The organism is Bacteroides sp. MSSM.1001136sp1_RTP21357st2_D2_RTP21359_211015 (assembly GCF_040913205.1).
GTDB classification, from domain to species: domain Bacteria; phylum Bacteroidota; class Bacteroidia; order Bacteroidales; family Bacteroidaceae; genus Bacteroides; species Bacteroides ovatus.
Genome location: NZ_JBDFVF010000053.1, coordinates 14621 through 32805, shown reverse-complemented (window position 1 = coordinate 32805; position 18185 = coordinate 14621). Strand labels below are relative to the sequence as shown.

The window sequence follows — 18185 nt, the reverse complement described above, 5'->3', positions numbered from 1 at the left end:
GCAATATGTATGCAATTCGCATACATATAAACAAGTAAACAGTTATATATCAGTGATTTAGAAAATCAGCATTGGACTTAGTCCAATGACTGCTTGCTCACTTTGGTAAACCGTCGTTCTCTCTCTCCTTGCTTCGCTCGTCGCTCCTGGAACGCTCCGCACGGCTTCGCTCCAATACATCAGACACCCAGCCCCCAAAATGCACATTACAAATGTACACCGCCCCCCAAAAAAGTGTACATTTGTAAAACGGCGGCAATCGTTCCGATCACCTTATATTTTACAACACAAAAACAAAATTTTACACATTTTAACGCGCGGAAAAATCGCACTAAAGAAACGCTTCGCTCATTTTTTCTCCGTTTCTCATTTTCCGTTTTCAAAATGCACATTTTCCAGCCGTTTTTGAAGCCTGTGATTCCCTAAGATTTTCCTTCTTTGTGAGAATAGTCTTTGTAGAGGTTCTTTGTAAGAAAGCGTTTTTTCATTTATAATTAACTGAAATACAAATCGTTATAAGTGAAAAGACACAACCTAAAATACTCATTTTACTAAAATCCGAAGGGGGAAAATACTTATTTTACTAAAATTACCCCCTCCAATAAATACCCATTTTACTAAAGGTTACAATAAAAAGTACTTGGTATTTTTTGGCGGTATCTTTTATTTCTTTAACTTTGTCCCGAACTCAAAAAAAAAGCCTATGGCGACCAACGACATCACCCTCTATATTCCTCCTACGGAGGAAGAAGTAATGTTAATCCAGCCGAATAACGTAACATTCGGCCAGTACTCTGTGACCGAGTGGCAAGAAAACCTCCTGACGCTCATAAGCGACCAGATCCAGCAACACATGACCAGGGAAAAACAACTGCCTAAAGACCTCTTTAACCAGCCTGTCGTCGAGATCAAATGCGACGAAGCCGGGGGGAAGAACAACAAGAGCAAAGTTCTGAAAGAGGCTATCGCCATGATGCGGAAAAACTTTTCCTTTCGCTGGGTGCATCCCAATATCCACCAGACGGTGGAAACGTTCGGGGTGGTGATAACGACGGTACACAACATCAAAGGCACAAACCGGGTAGCCCTGACGCTCAACCCCTGGGCGATCCCTTTCCTGCTCTACTACGGTACGGGTGTCGGCGGTACAAGGTACGGGAAGAACATCGCCTTAACCCTCCGGGGCAATTACACCAAGCGGCTCTACAAGATCATTTGCAGCCAACGGGACAGACGGGAGTATTATTACTCGATCGACCAATTCTGCAAAGACCTGGAGATCCCGGCCTCCTACTCGAATGCACAGATCGACCAAAAGGTTTTAAGGCCTGCACAGACACGAATCAAGGAAAGCGAGGCCGATGTATGGTTCGATTACAAATTCATCTGCAAAACGCCTAAAAAGGGGCAAAAACCGAAAGCCGACACGATTATCCTGTTCATCCATGCGAGAAATCCCCAAGAACTGCGAGGCGACCAGCAACAACAATACTCGTTCGTTTACCGTTGGGTTTACGGTGCTTTAAGCTATCCGAGCGACAACACCCCGGTAAGGGCACTCGACAAGATCCTGGAAAGCGGACGGCTGAAAGACGTGTACGACCGTTGTGCATATTACGACGATAAGGTTTGCAGCGGTGAAATGAGTACAGCCCACGCACAAAATTCACTGGCAAAGATGCTGCGTGAGGATTTCGGTATCAAGGCCAGGGGGAAAAAGAAAGATCCCGACCTGTTTGGTTAAATCCGGAAGATTTTCTATATTTGTGTGCGGCCGGGGTGGTTCCCGTCCGTCTGGGGGCTGACGGCTATTGCACGTCAAGCCTTAAAAGTGGGGCGAATTGACGTATTACGACATCCCCACTTTTTCATATACCCCTATATTGTAATGCACATTACAATAATACTAAAATACTAAGATTAGTATAGACTTATCTTAGTATTTTAGTAAAACGAGTATGCTTGAAATCTGCCTCCGGCGGGGTTTTTACTGGGGGCTTCTGACCTTTGCACTGTTTCCTATTGTTCCGTAAAATCAGTGTCGCACAGTCCGCACCTTAACACCAGCCCGGATTTTCCCCACACGTTACAGCCGCACCCACAGGTGTATTTCTTCCGCTTTCCGCTTTTGCTCTCCCCCTCGTCCGGATCTTCCGGTTCTTCCGTTTCGTCCCCGTCGCTTCCGGCGATGCGGATCGGCCGGGTAGGTACGGCCGCCAAAGTCGGCTTGTACCTAAGCCGCAAGTTTTGCAGATCCTCCCGGCTTAGCGTATTGAAAACCTGCTCGAACTTCCCTCCCGGAATGATATAATGCGTAATGCTCTGGCCTGTCCTTTTGCCTCCGGCCTCCCCGGTGTCGGACGGCATCAGTCCGACCTGGATCATCTTGTCAGCCCATTGCGAATTATGATACCCTCCCCGGCTCGGCCTGCCGAAATCCTCCTGCCACAAATGGCACATTTCATGTACCAGGGTAGAATGCCAGTCCCGATCTTCCCGGTTCATAAAATCGGGGTTGATGCTGATCTCGTGAACGACCTTTTTTTCCTGCCCGTCCCCTCTCCAACGGTTGGCGGCGAAAAAGCCGAACGCCCCACCGTGACGGGACATATTCACGATACATTCCGAAAGCTCACCGTTAAAAATTGCGTCGTTGTAAAACTGATACAAGTCGTCCAACGTCTTAAACTGGATCGTCGTTATCATAAGCCTTTTGTTTTTCAATCTGAATGCAAAGATACGGATATTTTTGTAATGTACATTACAAAAATACTAAAATACTAATATTAGTATAACCGGATATAAAAGATACCCATTTTACTAAAATACTTGAATAAGTACACGTTACGTTTACAAAATACACTACTGTAATGCGCATTACAAAAATACTATTTTTAGTATTTACTAAAAAAAGCGCATCTATCCCAAAGATTATTCGAGAGATTTTTTTATCTTTCGGCCGAAGAATCCCGGAACGGAAATATTAAAAATATCCACGTTCCCAATAAACCATATACGCCCATGTTTCCAAATTACAAAGACTTTCAGATAGCTGTTTACTACACGCTGGGAAAAGCACTTCCCAAGCATATAGAGGAAGTGCAGACGGAGATCATCGAGAATTTCGATATAAAATACAATTCCCCCATGCTCGCACACCCGTTACTGCGTACCCCCATTTACGAGAAAATCATCCTCCGTATATTAGATACAATGGAAGATTTAAAAGAGATCCGCTTTTCCGACGACCGTACCCATGTCGTCCTTACCGGAAGGGGTAAACATCTCCTGGACGAGTACGAGAATGAAATGAATCAGAGGTTGCCTTTCATCATAAGCCGTAAAAAGTTCAAACGTCACACCCAAGAAGAGTTAGCTAAGGCATACCGGGAACTCAATGAATATCCCGATTAGTTTTTCTCCCAGGATTGAGCGTACGAACTAAAATACTAAAAGTAGTATCTACTATTTTTAGTAGATGTAGTATCAAACGAAACGTTTCTTTAAGGCGATGATCGGGTTTATCATCGTCTTGTACATTTCCAGGGGTTCACCCATAAGCTCGCACCGGATTAGGTGTATCAGCCTCTCGTCTTTCGGATCTGTCGGCTGCGGCTGGCAGTCCTTTCCCGTCCTGGTCTGATCCTCCAGTTCGGCCACTAAAATATACTGGAGCGTAAAGATGTCGGCCACGGTTTCCACCTCTCCGGCCACCTGTCGGTATAACTTCCGGTACTCCGGCCAACGTTCGGTATCATAGATATTCGCCTCGATATAGGCGTTTATCTGCGGAGTGGTGGCCGTCTGCTCGATTTCCACACCGGAAAGCCTGCGGATCACCTCTATTTTAAGTTTTTTCCCGGTAAACTTCTGTTTCGGCCTTAACCCGTATTGCGGCATTTCCCCCAGGGAGATAAACGGCTCTTTATCCCCCTTTCTCCGGTAAATGAAATATTCCGCTATCATCGTTCGGGGATATTCAAAACGTGATCCACTAACAGGGCTTTGTCCTCCGGATTTGCCTTTATCCAGAACAGCGACCAATTCAAGGCGTTTCCATACTCGTTAATACCGTTTTCCCGGACGGTCTGCCCGGCTGTCGGGGAAATCCCTTTCAGGCATGAAAGCGCATTATTATTGCCAAACATGGCATATCTGTTAAAGGCTTCCAACTCGAAAGGATAAATATCAAACCTTTTCTTTCCCTGGACGACCTGCGCAACAATCCGGCTATCATAGTCCGGATATTTGTCGGGTTCGACCTTAATCCCCAGGTTCTCCAGCAAAGCCCGGTTTATCCGATCGTCCGTCCCCAAATAAAACTGAAAGAAATCCCCGTCATACCCCCTGTATTTGCCTAAAAGATGCGCATACAGTTCCGCATCCACTTTTCCGTAAATACAACTCTTTATAAAATCCTCGTCGATACGGTTTCCTGCTATCGCATTGGAAACAACATCAATAATCTGTATAATCTTCGGTTTGTTCATATTACATTATTTTATCTACAAATATATATCTATCCAATCAAAAAACGCATTATCAGAGCTATGAAAGCGAAACGGAGTGTAGCGGCAAAGCGTTTTTTGGTTCTTTTTGGGGCGAGTGCCAAAAAGAACTCCCCCCGAAAGGCTGTCCCCCTTTCGGGGGATCTTCCTTGTATCATGCCACCTGTTCCGCTTCATCTGCTGCCGTTTCCTCGCTTTCTACGGAGATATTCAGTTTCCCGGCTATCATCTTGACAATTTTCATAGCGTCGGCCAGTACGTTTAAAATGAACTTGGGTTCTTCCCGGATCGCCTTTATCCAGCTTTTCAGATAAGCTGCGTTTTCAGTGCGTATATGTTCGGCTATCCCGAAAAACATTCCTGCCAGGGCTGCGGCGAACTCGGCCGTTAATTCCTCCTTGCCGTATTCCTCTGATCCGAACGGGTGCGCAAGATCCCGGTTCAATCGGGTGGGGTGTCCCGTGGAATGTCCCATTTCATGCAGAAGCGTTTCGTAAAAGCTCTGCATATCGACGAACTGCGAGCGAAGCGGCACTACGATATAATCGGCTAAAGGAGAATAGAAAGCCCTGTCGCCTTGCTGCTCCCGTATCGGGCAAAACCAGCTTTTCGCCTCCAGCATGGCGTCTATTTCGGGGTGCGCCTCTCCGGTTGTCCCGTCGGGCTGCTCTGCCTGTCCCCCTCTGAACTTCTCCCTTAACGCTTCCCATTCTTCCGGCCTCACGTCCGAAAAATTGGTCTGATCCAGGTTAAAGACCGAGTAATATTTATAGGTCGGTATAACGTTGTATTCCTGTTGCTGCTCCCGGCTTAACGCCTTGTATTCCTCAAAGGTTATTTTCTTGCGTGTTTCCTTGTGGTACACGTAGAAAAGGAAGTAATAGACCGGAAACGATTTCGATCCTTTCAGCACGGAGATCCCGGCCTCTTTCGCCTGGTTGAATGTCATAAATACGGGTGTCTGGTACTGGAATTTCTCGCAAAGGAAAAGAAGTAAAAAGGCGTTACCTCCGGCGTACCTGCGTCCTGTGAGGTTCTGCGGAAAGAAATTGCGTGTATTCGCCGCAATGGTGATCCAGGGCTTTTGCCAATTGTCCTCTACCTGCTGGATCTTCTCGATCATCAAATTTGCAAACTGTTGCGCTGCCTTGTCGAAATAATCAGTTTTCATAACTACGTCCCCCGTTCTTTATCCTGGTGGGTGAGCCAGTTCTAAAGGTTGTTATCTCTTTTTCTATACCTCTAATATAGCACTTTTATTTGAGATATGCAAGTATTTAAACAACATTTAACTAACTATTTATCAGATAATTATATGAAAAAGTAGTATTTTAGTATATACTAAATTTAGTATTTACTACCTGATTTTTTCCGATAGTAAACTCCCCACCTCGCACCCTCTCCCCCCCAAAAAACCTTGCGGATGCCTAAGATTCCGATGTTTTTGTATCAAGACAACCTCATTTTGGTTTTTCGGGGCTGTCGGTGTGGTCATCTTGCGTTTACCTTGAGTTCCGAGGGGTTTTTGTATGAGAACACCCCAAACGTTTTTTTCCATAGCACAAGTTTTTTAGGAAAAATACTACCTGGCTTTAGCCAGGCTGGAGATTTTTTCTAAAAGCCGCTTGCGGCTCAACTTGGGATATGGAAAAAGCCGTTTGACCTTTGCAGACAAAAACCCCTCGGAACTCAAGGTAAACGCAAGGCGGCCACGCCGGAAAAACTAAAATACCTCTCTCCCCTGAAAGGGGGGTTAAAACCGGGTTCGACAATCGGCTACCGGAGTACCCGGATTGTGCCGATCAGTGAAAAGTCAGGCGGCTTTTATCCGGCTGGCTTCACCGAACGGCTCTATCCGGAAATAGCCTACCTTAATCGGGTGGGTGGGTGTATTCATGCGTTAGGGATTGCAGTGGAAAGCCCACAGCCTTTAGGCGAGGACTTGGAGGCGGAAAGCCCGACCGTTTACGGGAACGCCCAAATCCTCCAAAAGAAAAGCGTACTAATATACTAAAATACTAAAAGTAGTAAATACTACATTCCAGGGAACAAGCCTCTATTCTTTTTAAAATCAATCCAGAAAAGCCATAAAATCCTTGTATAAACGAGATATACTCCCTATATTTGCGTAGTAATCCCCTGTTGTCCCTGTCGCAAGACAAACTCCAGGGTTTTGTTTTTATATACTCCCCCCCTATACGGTAGCGTATGGATCTTTTTCCTGAATCACCTTTTTAATCTTGAACAGCCGTTCTTTGGTTAGCGGCTTTATAGTTTCCGGATCCTCACCGTCGAATGTTTCCCCGAAGATCAGATCGTCCACCTCCAGGCCATGATTAAAATTCTCCCTGATACAGTCCCTTAGCAACCAAAGGTTTTTGAGGTTCACCCAATCGGCCGTTATGTTCCTGATCCTTCTAAACATGATTATCGCAGTACGAAAATAATGCCCCACATGATCGTAATCATGGCAAACCCGTTTATCCAGATAATAAACATCTATTTCCTGGTTTTCTTCATCCTCCGCGATCCGGCAAAGGCAGAACGGGATCTGCTCCAGTTTATCCCATTCGATATATTCCGTTGATTTCATATTGTCATTATTATAAATATCATTACTTGACCAATGATGCGATTACTTTCGTAAACTCCGAAATATCCCCCTCCACGCTGGCCTTTTCCAACGCTTTCATATATTCTTTTCTACGCTCCACCGGAACAACCGTCCAGTTATAGCCTCCAGACGCAAGCATGGCGTTCAAGACGAACCGTCCCATTCTCCCGTTCCCGTCCATATAGGGGTGAATATACACGAAAAAGAAGTGTCCCAAGACAGCCCTTACCGCCGGGTGCGGCTCATTCTTCAAGAGATCGAAAAGGACGGGCATAGCGTCCCTGACCGCTTTCGGGTTCAACGGGATATGTTGCGATCCCCGTATATAGACCTGCCCGGTACGATAACCCACAAGATCCTCCCTTTGCAAGATCCCCACCGTAACGAACGGCATCCACATCTGCATATACCAGACCGGATGATCCGCCCTTACCGCTTCCCCTGCGTTCTTTCCTTTCAGTATATCGGCGATCGTCCCCCTGACAGCCTGGAACGCCTGGTAATACCCACGTGCCACCAGTGCGTTTTTATGCTCCTTATCTTCTTCCTCCGGCTTCCAGTTCCCGACACGCACTTTCTCGATCAGTTCCGGGGAAACCCTATATCCCTCGATCGAGAGAGAATGATAAGCGTCCTCCGAATACTTTTCATCGACGGATCTCAAATACCCCTCCACGTCATCAATCTTTCCAGGGGCTTCGGGAAACAGTTCTACAACCTTATCCCTCATGTTCTCCCACATCAGGCGCAAGCGTGTGACGTAAGGCGACACCTCATAAACAAGGGGCGTTCGTGGCTGATCCTCGAACGGATCTTCTTCTCTCACGTCATACCCGAACCCCCGCATCGTGGAAACGATGCTGTCGGCGATTTCGCTGTTCCCGATGTTCCGGAACGCCCCGGCTATTCTTCCGGCACGAAGCGAAGCCCCGTTTTTCGTCAGTACCTTTAATATATCGGCAGCGTCCCGTATCATGGCCAGGCAGGTGCGGGCTGCGATCTTCTCCACCTGGAAATATCTCGGCGTGGTATATACCAGGGCTTCGGCAAGCGGATAGAGATTAAGGCCGTATTCCGGCTCTTTATATACCTGATCCGGGATCTCGCTTTGAAACACCAAAAGCGAGGTATCATACATCAGCTTTTGCGTGTTGTTATGGCCTTTCGGCGATTTGATAACCACCTGTACGGGCACGGTCGTTTTCCCCGAATACAGATCCAACGACTGGTCGGCCGTCAAACACCACCGTTCCCCCAGCCGGACGGCCGCATATTTCGCAATAAAATACCAGAATGAGGTGTACCAGACCGTCGTATCCCCCTCTGTTCCCGGCCTGGCCGCAATATACCAGCCTTTCATTACTTCCTGCAACCAGCCGTTATCCAACAGCCGGGTTAAATGCGTCCTCCCTATCTCGGCCGTCCCTTGCAGGACGACACAGCGGTCTTTCTCCTGGAGCTTTCTTAATTCCTCCAGTGAAGCCGCCATTTTCTCCGCCATTGTTGCCATAACCGTTTTTATTTAGATTCTGATTATTTTCGTGCAAATACTCGTTTTTAGGCACGCGCAAATACTCGTTTTTAATTACGTGCATTTACTCGTATTTGTTGCAAAAATACAATATTTGTTCCGATAATCAGCTATTAATGAAGTCTTTTTTTACTTGTTGTATCGTCGAAACGGCCTTTCCCGTGAGCTTCGCCACGTTCCGGATCGAGTAGCCTTTCTTCAACAAGGCGATCGCCTCCCGGTATTCCTCTTTCCTCTGTTCGGCCGTTTTCCGGCTTCCCGGCTTCCGTCCCAGCCTGCCCCCTTTCTGGATGTACAACTCCCGTCCGCTATTAAGGCGGTCAATGATCCCCTGGCGTTCGATTGCGGCCAGTTCCCCCAATAGGGTAGTAATCAGAGAGGACAAGGGGTTTACCGTCTTGTCCGGCCGTAATGTTTCCAGGTTCAAGTTTTGGATATACACGCATATTTTATGCGTGTGCAGCGTATCGAGTGCCTTTAGTATCTCCAGGGTGGAACGCCCCAGGCGTGAGATCTCGGTCAGCAACAGCATATCCACCCGGTTCTGCGGATCTGTGCAGTATTCCAGGCAACGGCTTAAAACCGGGCGTTCGATATTGGCCTTTCGTCCGCTTATCTTTTCCTCAAAGACCGCCGTCACCTCGTACCCCCGTCCGGCTGCGAACCTCTCCAGATCGACAACCTGCCGTTCGGTCGATTGCCTGGCCGACTGCGAGCTTACACGTGAATAGATAACCACATTCATAAGACAAGGGATATTATAACAGGTCAGTTATCACAGCCGCCGGAATATCCAGCTTTGAGAAAGCGAACATCTTTTTCCCCAGATCCTTTAACGAGGCTCCGATATGGTACACGTCCGTTTCATCAACGATCAGGAAACGGTCGTGACTGTCCCGGTACGTCCTGATGTCGATAGGTGGGTACTGGCTGTTATGCCTGTCAAGATCAAGTTGGAGTTGCTGCGTGATACGCTGTGTGTAAATGGTGGCCGAGACACCGACGCTGCGTTTACTCAACATGAGCAAGACCGTTTCGTCCACATAGTTGTCGATAAGCACGATCGAACGCCTGGCCGACTTTACCAGATCGGTGGCGAACTTGTACGCATCGAAAATCTGGCCGTTATAAAAAATGCCTTCGACCGGGGGCAAGGCAGTACGCACGAAAAAATCTATCTTCTCGGTATGTTGAGCGACAGTCCTTTCAAGTTCTGACAAACGTTTATTAATGGAATACCCCTTTAAAAGATAATCCTTTAATACACTATTCGCCCATTTCCTAAAAAGGGTTGCGTTCTTGCTATTAACCCGATATCCTATTGACAGAATCGCATCAAGATTATAATATTTAGTAGTATATCTCTGTTTGCCGTCATTACCCATATGTTCCAAAATGGAACATGTGCTATCTATATCAAGTTCGCCGCTTTTGTAAATGTTGTTCAAATGTTTGGTAATAGCTGGCCTTTTAGTCCCGAACAAGTCGGCTATTTGTTCTTGTGTCAGCCAAACGGTTTCATCTTCCAACCTCACTTCCAACTTGACCGCTTCATCCGGCTGGTATAATATGATTTCTCCCTGTTCCATTGCTTACTTACCTTTTCTTAATTCATCAAGCCTCTGCATCGCACCGCTGAACTTCTCACCAAACATCATATCATCGGGCAAAACAAACCAGGTGGGAATACCTCTCGACTGTGGATTACCTATACATTCATCTTGCCCGTTCTGTTTGCGGTAATCGTCCCATTCACTATAAGCGATGTTCCAACGAATACCTAATTTATAGGTATTTTCCCATTTAATAATAGCCAGTGAATAGGCCGGATCATCTTTGCCGTCATAAATCACTTCTACAACTTCAACCACCCCTTTAGGGGAATTTATAAACTTCGGATTTTTATACGAATAAGTGCTCATGTCTTTTATTTTTTATTTATAGCACACAAAGATACTCAAAAACAAATATATACATATATACATACGTATGATTAACGTATAAAAACATTTATGGTTATTCTAATCTTTGATTAATTCCGGTACAGAAACAAAACGTACCGAAAGGTGGAAACCGGATTTATTTCGGTACGCTTCCCCGATCGGCACAAAAAACACGCAAAAAACGAAAAATACTACTTTTAGTATTTTAGTATATTAGTATTTTAACTATATTTGCGGACATGACAACCATTTAAAAAACTGAATTTATGAGCAAAGCAAAAGTAATCTCCGTATTGAATCACAAGGGGGGAGTAGGAAAGACCACAACCACGATCAACCTGGGCGGTGCGTTACGTCAAAAAGGGTACAAGGTTCTTTTGATCGACCTTGACGGGCAGGCCAACCTGACCGAATCGCTGGGCTTCTCTGCGGAGCTTCCCCAAACGATCTACGGTGCGATGAAAGGCGAATACGACCTGCCGATCTACGAGCATAAGGACGGCCTTAGCGTCGTTCCCTCCTGCCTGGATCTCTCGGCCGTTGAAACGGAGTTAATCAACGAGGCCGGACGGGAGCTTATCTTAGCCCACCTTATCAAAGGCCAAAAGGAGAAATTCGATTATATCCTGATCGACTGTCCCCCCTCGCTGTCGCTGCTCACGCTTAACGCACTGACGGCCTCGGATCGGTTGATTATCCCGGTTCAGGCTCAATTCCTGGCAATGCGTGGAATGGCTAAACTTATGCAGGTAGTCCACAAGGTGCAGCAACGTTTGAACTCGGATCTTTCGATAGCCGGGGTTCTGATAACCCAGTACGACGGAAGAAAGAACCTGAACAAGAGCGTTTCGGAACTGGTACAGGAAACATTCCAGGGCAAAGTGTTCAGCACCCATATACGCAACGCCATTACGCTGGCCGAAGCCCCGACACAAGGGCAGGATATTTTTCACTATGCCCCAAAATCTGCCGGGGCAGAGGACTACGAGAAGGTATGTAACGAACTGCTAACAGAAATAAAGTAACCATATGGCAAAGAAGAACGATTTAAAAAACAGTATGTCGGCCGGGCTGACCGGGGGATTAGACAGCCTGATCCAATCCACGGCCGGGCAAAAAGAGGCTCAAAAGCCGAAGAAAGCGAAAACCGTGCATTGTAATTTTGTCATGGACGAAACCTATCACCAGAACTTAAAGCTGATCGCGATCCGCAAAGGCGATTCGCTAAAATCGGTATTGCAAGAGGCTATATCTGACTACTTGGATAAAAACAGTTCCCTGCTATAACAGCGTATCGGGAATATACAGGGCAAACACTCCACAAAAGAAATTCTCCAGGAAAAAGGTACGCAAAAAGCACCCCTACACATCAAAAAGTATATTGAAAATGCGATTCCCTATAAAAAACCCGTTGGCAGGGTTAATCTTGCGTATGTTTAACCTGCCAACGGGTACGATATTAATAAACGTTTGGATTAAGGTTGGACGTTTACGTCTTTATTATCTGCATCAACCCAGCCTGTTGTCTCTGCATCAAACCGGATCGGATTCAACACAGCCTCTCCCTGATCATCATAACCACCACCGAAAATCAACGTGTAGATATGACGCTTGCCCGCTACCCATGTATCTCCGAACGGAACATAAATTGTTTTGTATTCGCTTGCTGAACCCAACAGATAAGCTCCGGACTGCCGGATTTTGCAGGAGATCTCCAGGTAACATTGCTTCGCATTATCGGCCTCCAACTTGCTTTTGTTGGGTGCGGAAACAGTCCAAGCAGTCAGCGTCTGTGGTATATTCAGCATAGGAGTCTTTGTGGAAATATCGGTAGCTGCGGTATTACTATTGACCGTGATATTTGCGTTTTTCACTACGGTAAATGCGTGTGGAAATGCTAAATCAGACGAACTCCAACTTCCCGTTTCTTCGGCTGTCGCAGGCAATGTGAAGGCGCCGGCAAATTTGAAATTATGAATCTTGATCATGTCGATGTCCACCTGCATGTTATCGTATTGGGTCTTTGCTTTGAATACGACCTGTGACAGAATATGCTTGAAGTTAAATTTCACTATTCCGTTGTTCATGTCTTTTGTCTGGCCTTTGGCCATGGCATACATCACGTCGTAGTTTGCATGAGTAGTACCGCTTCCATACTCATCCATGCAGGTATAACTTATCTTTTGGACATCCTTGGTGGCTTCCCAACTATAAAACACCATCATGTCTTCACTAACCGTTCCGGGATTGAACGCGTAAAAGTCCAAAGCCTCGGAAGGCCAATAACGAAGGTCGTTCGCATCGTCATAATCCCACTTACCATCTTTGTACACGATCTTCACTCCGTCATGTTCAAAATCCGTGTCGACCTTTCCCATGAAGGCAGTACCATCCGCCGTAAAAGCGAACACGTCGAAATCGGTGCTCGTCAAGTTGGAGGGGGTAGTAGGGGTAGCCCTCGTTTCCGCCGCATTACTTAACACGTTAAAACCAATCGCATTCCGCGAGGAGGTTTCCACATTCGCAATCTCCTCGTCTGAGCAACCCATGAGTAGCGCTCCAAAGATTGCCCAAAGCATTACTGTACTTTTTTTCATAAATAAAAACAAATCAAATTGATACATATAATTAATAAACTCAATTACTTAATAGTTGACATAGCGTTTACCCGGCATCCAATCCGCACTGAAAACTCAAATATCCGTTTACAACACTATATCCACATTCACATCATCCCAATCATCAACGTCCACATCAAATCCCGGACCGCCATTTCCCGGCTCGGATGGTACCTCATAATCAAAATTCAACACCAGATGCACATCACCGATATGCCCCGCTACCGGGACATCATGCACTTGGTCGCTCACGTCCTGTTCCAATACAGACATGCTGCCGGAACGGTTCTTGAGATACAGCCGGAAAACATTGGGCTCTCCTTCAAGTGCGGAATGTCCAAACGTATAGAATCCGCCTATAATCTGATTCCGTGAAACCATTCCATCAAAGAGCAGGCTCTCCGAAAGACCGGCGGGCAAACTGTCGCCGGACATGTTAAGCGAGCCGGACATGCCGGAAAGAGCGGCCCGCAAATCCGCCACCCTATCCAGTCCCCGAAGACCGTTCACCTCATACGTGTAGTGACATACCATGTTTACGGGAGTTAGCCGTACTATCTTCGCGCTTCCTCCCGGAATGTCCTTGAGGATAACTCCGTCTATATGGTCGCCACACAGCCAGGGTGGGGTGACAGCCATTGTCCGGTTATCCGGCGACTGAACATCACGCGTATCGGCTGTAAAAAGCGTGTAACTGCCGTTTCCTTTCCAAACCATCCCGTCGGTATCGTAGTTGAAGCAAATTACCCGGTAATCATTCTCGGGGAGCTCCACTTCCCCCCCCTCTCCTCCGGGGAAATCAAATATCCACGTGTTGCTTTCATCATCGGTCGGATAAAATACGACCCTCATGCCTTCAGGCTTGTCATGATTGGAAATCTTGGTCCAGTCGAATATTACCCGCACCGTGGCAAAGTGCGGATGATCGTAACATAAATCCTTATGCTCACAAGCCGTCAGTCCCATCCATAAAAATATGAACACCAGACAAAAGCGTATCCGTATCACTGCCTGCCTCCTTTCTTCTCGTTGTAGTTGCCACGGCCCAAGAGCCATACGAGCGAAATCTCCGCCTCCGTGAGACCAAACCAGTGGCGCCGTCGGGTCTCCTTCCAGACATAATGGCCGTCGATAGGGGCATATTTATGGTATTCTCCACCCCAATAGCCCACACCGATGACGAAATCCAGATTCAGACGACGGGCGACGGGCAGCGAATAACCATACTCCAGACCTACCGAATAGTTCATCTTATCCCAAAGCGTACCGCCAGGCTTGCCGCCCATGTAGCCCGTCCCCCCGGTCTCGAAGTCGTAGGTGAATATCCGACCGTAGAGACCGATGTGATGCCCTGCAAGCGGTTTTTCCGACGCTTTCCTGCCAAACCAGCGGCGCACTTCCAGATCCCCGCCATAGAGCCGCCAGTAGTTATGGTGCCGGTCGCTTTTCCACCAGGCATACATCCAATTCCCGGCCAAGGACCAGTTCTTTCCGACGTAAAACTCCACCCCTATATTCGGCACAAGCAACGCATCATAAAGCATGTTCGTTTTCACGGCCATGTAAAAAGGCCCATGTTTTTCCCCAGACTGGAAACCGCCCGTTTCTCCACCGAACGGAGAAAGCTTACAAGGTAAGTACAATGTATCATGCAGGTGGGAGATAACCTGCATGGCAGGGAACGACTTCCGTTTCGATTCATACCAAATATACAAACAAGATGCACGAAGATCCGGAAACAAATTCCGATACATGTACCGATATGGGATGCCGTACCGCAAGCGTTTCAATTCATTTATCTTGTTCTCCCCGTTTCCACTTGCTTCCACCTCGGAAACAATACCTTGCAGAAGCTCCACCGTTTCCGATTTACCGGGCATTCCGGGATCATTCTCCACCAAACGCAGCAATCCCCTCCAGTCACGCCCCACGAATACCGACGTTTTCAGCGTGTCGGGTAGCGGCGAGTAACCGCACACGTGATCGAACAAACGTTTCGCCCTTAGTTCAGACAAACGCCTGTTCAGTTCGATGCTCCCCTCGGGGGACGCCGCACCGACCACCATAATCTTGCAGATAGAGAAAGCCGTGTCCGGCCTGTATTCCAATATCCGGCGGCTGATCTTCTCTAACGACCGCCTGTTATCCCGTAAAGAGAGATCTATTTCCGTTCTACCCTTGTGGAAATATATTTTCACGGAATCCCGTGTCTCTTGAGCGGAAACGAAAAGAACGGAACACGATAAAAAAGAAAGGAGAATTACCTTGAAAAGTCTTAAATATAGGTTTCTACACACACTCGTGTGTGTGTGTGTGTGTGTGTGTGTGTGTGTGTGTGTGTTTATAAAAAAAATCAATATTTCCAACTTTTTTCTGTTTTTTTTGCATATAACTTACTATAAAATATCTGCTACCCCAGAAAGAGCAACTAACCAAAAACCTTTATACTTTTGAAACCTAATATTTTAATTATAAATTCTATACTTACAATTTTGAAAGCCGCAAAGATACATCATTTTTCGAAATTAACAGTTAATACGCAATATTTTCTACATAAAGATACAAAAAAAGAAAGCGATATCGGGGCGTTACACCATAAAAACAACCTATCGGTTATTATAAAATGATATTGCGCACCCGGCTGATCGGTACGGTTCTCCCACCATGCGGACAACATTAAGGTACTGCAAAAGTATCTTTTCATCTGCAAACAAGGATGTTCAAAAAGAACTTGGTATTTCATAAACACTGAATTTAAGATAATAGGGCAAAAAAATAAAAGGTTCGTAAACCCTTTTAGCCAACAATTTGTTATCTTTGTGCGGTCGTAAACCGACCGTGTTTTTACATTTTGAGAAAAAAAGCGTTTAGCTGATTTCTGTGCAAGCGAAAAGTCCAAAAATTGCATTATACACAGAGAAACAGATAAATGCTCCCCGTGATATGCGGGGGGTATCTCCTGTTTGTGTGTATAGGGCTTGGACTCCCTCGCTTGCGGATAGGCGAATGCCCTTCCGCTTTTTTTATGTTTATTGGCTTGGTGTAGGGCACAAGCGAAATCCTTATAGCAATGGAAAAGACACAGCGAAAACAGTCCCTAAACTGCTTGTCAAACACTCCTAAGCTGTTTGACCTCAAAGAACTACTTAGTTCGCTTAAGATCACCCCCGGACAAATGGGAAACATGAAAGGGTTGATATACATCGAAGGGCTGACGGAAAAACAAGTACGCCAAAAATTAAGCCATGCAAAGATCATCGGAACAAATAGATTCGGCATTAATTCCTGCCTGTATTATATCTTCTTTGAGGATGTAAAGGGGAGATATTTGTGCCTGTTTAACGGTGACAGGGAATGTTTCAGAGCGTTGTTTTTCAGTAAGGTATTACTAAATTAACCCCCTATAAGATAGAGTTGTAAAGTTCTTTTCATCCGCAAAATGAAATGAATAGAACGTAATATCTATATTGTTAAAATTTATTAACGGGGTAAATTCTAATTTGTATTTCTACACGCTTTGAATAATAAAATATATACATATTTTTGAACCATTAAAATATAAACTTTATCATGGAAAAAGCAAATATAGGATTTAAAGCCGGGATCATCTTTGAAAAATTAGGAGAAACCGGACTTATAACCATTGCCGAGCTTGCGAGAAGGCTAAATTTTGCGGCTGATGAAACCGCACTCGCCGCCGGGTGGCTCGCACGTGAGAATAAGATATACATCGAACGGCGAAACGGTTTGCTGTATATCAGGAAAGAGTGATACAACGTATCAAAAGGATAAACGATAAACGCTGGAATGTTTGCAGTGCGTAACACTATTGATGTAAAAGTGCTTTTCATTATCCATTTGAAACCATTTATCAATTTATAACAAATAACAAAGTATGGATAAGCACATCATCGGAGAGAACGCAGGGAAACTCTGGCGCTTATTAAGCACAGACGTACACCGAAAATGGACTTTACAAGAAGTCAAGGATGCAACAGGGTTCAATGACCTGGAAGCTGCCAGCGCAATAGGTTGGCTCGCACGTGAGGACAAAATCCAATTCGAACTTGAACACCACAGCACTAAGGATAAGAACGTCTTTTTATACCTTATGCTGAACGTGTATTTTTAAAGCCTGTTTAAAAATATTGCCCCCGGCGGGGTTTTCGCTGGGGGCTTCCTGCATTTGCATATATAACCTCAAAGGCAAGTCAAATCGGACGGGGTGGCGGTCGGACGGCTGAAAAGTCGAAAACGTAACACAGGCGTGTTACTACTTGTCTTTGACAAGGCATTTTTTAGGGGTGCTGGCATACAATCCGAAAGGGGCGGGAACGGCTGTTCCCGTTTGTTCTCCCTGCAACCTACAGGATATTAACCTTAAATCATTAAGTGATAAACACTATATTTAATAAACCCTTTTAGCCAACAAATTGTTATCTTTATGCGGTCGTAAACAAAAAATAAGCTTATGAAAACTGCTATGGAAAAAAAAGAAATCGGCTTAATGAGACAGATCGGTTATCTCTCTTTTGTCGTTGTTTTGTTGTATGGGCTTACGCTATTTGCGGTTTCTTGTGACAATGATGAAGATCCTCCTCTTCCTCCCGCAGTGGAAAAAGTAGTGCTGGCATTTGGTGTGGATCAGGGTGAAGGTCAGCTTTCGGCTAAACCGGAGTTGGAAAATACGGCTGCGGAAAAGATAGGAGAATTGATCTCTCCGGCTGAAATAGCGAAAGGCACAACGGTGCATTTTCGTGCTACCCATTCCAAATCATGGACAATCATGTATTGGAAAGTCAATGGCGTCATTATTCGTTCTGTGGAGCCGGAGCAGACTTTCGTCATCGATGAGCATAAGGAGGTTCGGGTTGCTTTCAAGCCTTACAAGTCACCGGAACCGGAGGGGCTGTAAAACAAACTGTGTCAGCAAAGCAATAAAATATTAATTTTGCTGACACAGTTTAATTG

General features: G+C 45.8%; 21 protein-coding genes. 9 read left to right on the top strand and 12 right to left on the bottom strand.

Annotated features, from left to right (window positions below; translation table 11 throughout):
- Positions 1-703: 703 nt before the first annotated feature.
- Positions 704-1744, top strand: a complete 1041-nt coding sequence (locus AB5217_RS23615) for a replication initiation protein (protein WP_005648610.1) — start codon at positions 704-706, stop codon at positions 1742-1744.
- A gap of 275 nt (positions 1745-2019) precedes the next feature.
- On the opposite strand, the gene AB5217_RS23610 is transcribed toward AB5217_RS23615, so the two are convergent.
- On the bottom strand, positions 2020-2706 hold the full coding sequence (locus AB5217_RS23610) for a SprT-like domain-containing protein (RefSeq protein WP_005842205.1): 687 nt from the start codon (positions 2704-2706) through the stop codon (positions 2020-2022).
- 315 nt (positions 2707-3021) lie between these two features.
- On the opposite strand from AB5217_RS23610, the gene AB5217_RS23605 reads away from it, so the two are divergent.
- A complete protein-coding gene (locus tag AB5217_RS23605) occupies positions 3022-3414 on the top strand; it encodes a hypothetical protein (RefSeq protein ID WP_005648570.1) in 393 nt (130 codons plus the stop codon).
- 72 nt (positions 3415-3486) lie between these two features.
- Here the strand turns inward: AB5217_RS23605 and AB5217_RS23600 are convergent, their stop codons facing one another.
- The 3 genes from AB5217_RS23600 to AB5217_RS23590 form a co-directional block, all read right to left on the bottom strand.
- Positions 3487-4044: a hypothetical protein gene (locus AB5217_RS23600; protein WP_225018426.1), complete on the bottom strand. Its 558-nt coding sequence runs from the start codon at positions 4042-4044 to the stop codon at positions 3487-3489.
- The gene (locus AB5217_RS23595) at positions 3963-4490 is read right to left on the bottom strand and encodes a hypothetical protein (protein ID WP_005648574.1); all 528 of its coding nucleotides are present in this window, start codon (positions 4488-4490) and stop codon (positions 3963-3965) included. The genes AB5217_RS23600 and AB5217_RS23595 overlap by 82 nt, the downstream gene beginning before the upstream one ends.
- A gap of 172 nt (positions 4491-4662) precedes the next feature.
- Positions 4663-5679, bottom strand: coding sequence for an ArdC family protein (locus tag AB5217_RS23590; RefSeq protein WP_005648576.1), 1017 nt, complete (start codon positions 5677-5679; stop codon positions 4663-4665).
- 624 nt (positions 5680-6303) lie between these two features.
- Here AB5217_RS23590 and AB5217_RS23585 point away from each other — a divergent pair.
- Positions 6304-6522, top strand: coding sequence for a hypothetical protein (locus tag AB5217_RS23585; protein WP_225659888.1), 219 nt, complete (start codon positions 6304-6306; stop codon positions 6520-6522).
- A 180-nt stretch (positions 6523-6702) separates the two neighbouring features.
- Here AB5217_RS23585 and AB5217_RS23580 read toward each other — a convergent pair whose 3' ends face one another.
- From AB5217_RS23580 to AB5217_RS23560, 5 genes are all read right to left on the bottom strand, one after another.
- Positions 6703-7101: a hypothetical protein gene (locus tag AB5217_RS23580; protein WP_005648588.1), complete on the bottom strand. Its 399-nt coding sequence runs from the start codon at positions 7099-7101 to the stop codon at positions 6703-6705.
- 22 nt (positions 7102-7123) lie between these two features.
- Positions 7124-8632, bottom strand: a complete 1509-nt coding sequence (locus tag AB5217_RS23575; protein ID WP_005648590.1) for a Fic family protein — start codon at positions 8630-8632, stop codon at positions 7124-7126.
- 127 nt (positions 8633-8759) lie between these two features.
- Complete coding sequence (locus AB5217_RS23570; protein WP_005648594.1) at positions 8760-9398, bottom strand: recombinase family protein; 639 nt, start codon at positions 9396-9398, stop codon at positions 8760-8762.
- A gap of 13 nt (positions 9399-9411) precedes the next feature.
- Positions 9412-10242 carry a virulence RhuM family protein gene (locus tag AB5217_RS23565; protein ID WP_005648596.1) on the bottom strand — a complete coding sequence of 277 codons (831 nt, stop codon included), beginning with the start codon at positions 10240-10242 and terminating at the stop codon, positions 9412-9414.
- 3 nt (positions 10243-10245) lie between these two features.
- Positions 10246-10575 (bottom strand): hypothetical protein, encoded by a 330-nt coding sequence (locus AB5217_RS23560; protein WP_004327465.1) that lies wholly within the window; start codon positions 10573-10575, stop codon positions 10246-10248.
- A gap of 287 nt (positions 10576-10862) precedes the next feature.
- Here AB5217_RS23560 and AB5217_RS23555 point away from each other — a divergent pair, with 287 nt between their 5' ends.
- Together AB5217_RS23555 and AB5217_RS23550 are read left to right on the top strand one after the other, a co-directional pair.
- Positions 10863-11621: a ParA family protein gene (locus AB5217_RS23555; RefSeq protein ID WP_005868802.1), complete on the top strand. Its 759-nt coding sequence runs from the start codon at positions 10863-10865 to the stop codon at positions 11619-11621.
- 4 nt (positions 11622-11625) lie between these two features.
- Positions 11626-11883, top strand: a complete 258-nt coding sequence (locus AB5217_RS23550; RefSeq protein ID WP_005648607.1) for a hypothetical protein — start codon at positions 11626-11628, stop codon at positions 11881-11883.
- A 188-nt stretch (positions 11884-12071) separates the two neighbouring features.
- Here AB5217_RS23550 and AB5217_RS23545 read toward each other — a convergent pair whose 3' ends face one another.
- From AB5217_RS23545 to AB5217_RS23535, 3 genes are all read right to left on the bottom strand, one after another.
- Positions 12072-13193 carry a fimbrillin family protein gene (locus AB5217_RS23545; protein WP_151858698.1) on the bottom strand — a complete coding sequence of 374 codons (1122 nt, stop codon included), beginning with the start codon at positions 13191-13193 and terminating at the stop codon, positions 12072-12074.
- 108 nt (positions 13194-13301) lie between these two features.
- Positions 13302-14222, bottom strand: coding sequence for a DUF5119 domain-containing protein (locus AB5217_RS23540; RefSeq protein ID WP_032953103.1), 921 nt, complete (start codon positions 14220-14222; stop codon positions 13302-13304).
- Positions 14219-15511, bottom strand: coding sequence for a DUF3575 domain-containing protein (locus AB5217_RS23535; protein WP_008778072.1), 1293 nt, complete (start codon positions 15509-15511; stop codon positions 14219-14221). Before AB5217_RS23535 ends, AB5217_RS23540 begins: the two co-directional genes overlap by 4 nt.
- A 773-nt stretch (positions 15512-16284) precedes the next feature.
- Between AB5217_RS23535 and AB5217_RS23530 the strand changes: the two genes are divergently transcribed.
- The 4 genes from AB5217_RS23530 (at position 16285) to AB5217_RS23515 (ending at position 18129) form a co-directional block, all read left to right on the top strand.
- Complete coding sequence (locus AB5217_RS23530; protein ID WP_007659484.1) at positions 16285-16611, top strand: hypothetical protein; 327 nt, start codon at positions 16285-16287, stop codon at positions 16609-16611.
- A gap of 173 nt (positions 16612-16784) precedes the next feature.
- Complete coding sequence (locus AB5217_RS23525) at positions 16785-16985, top strand: winged helix-turn-helix domain-containing protein (RefSeq protein WP_007659485.1); 201 nt, start codon at positions 16785-16787, stop codon at positions 16983-16985.
- A 124-nt stretch (positions 16986-17109) separates the two neighbouring features.
- Positions 17110-17346 carry a winged helix-turn-helix domain-containing protein gene (locus AB5217_RS23520; protein WP_007659486.1) on the top strand — a complete coding sequence of 79 codons (237 nt, stop codon included), beginning with the start codon at positions 17110-17112 and terminating at the stop codon, positions 17344-17346.
- A gap of 339 nt (positions 17347-17685) precedes the next feature.
- Entirely contained in the window at positions 17686-18129 is a 444-nt protein-coding gene (locus tag AB5217_RS23515; RefSeq protein ID WP_007659487.1) for a hypothetical protein, read from the top strand.
- Positions 18130-18185 lie beyond the last annotated feature (56 nt).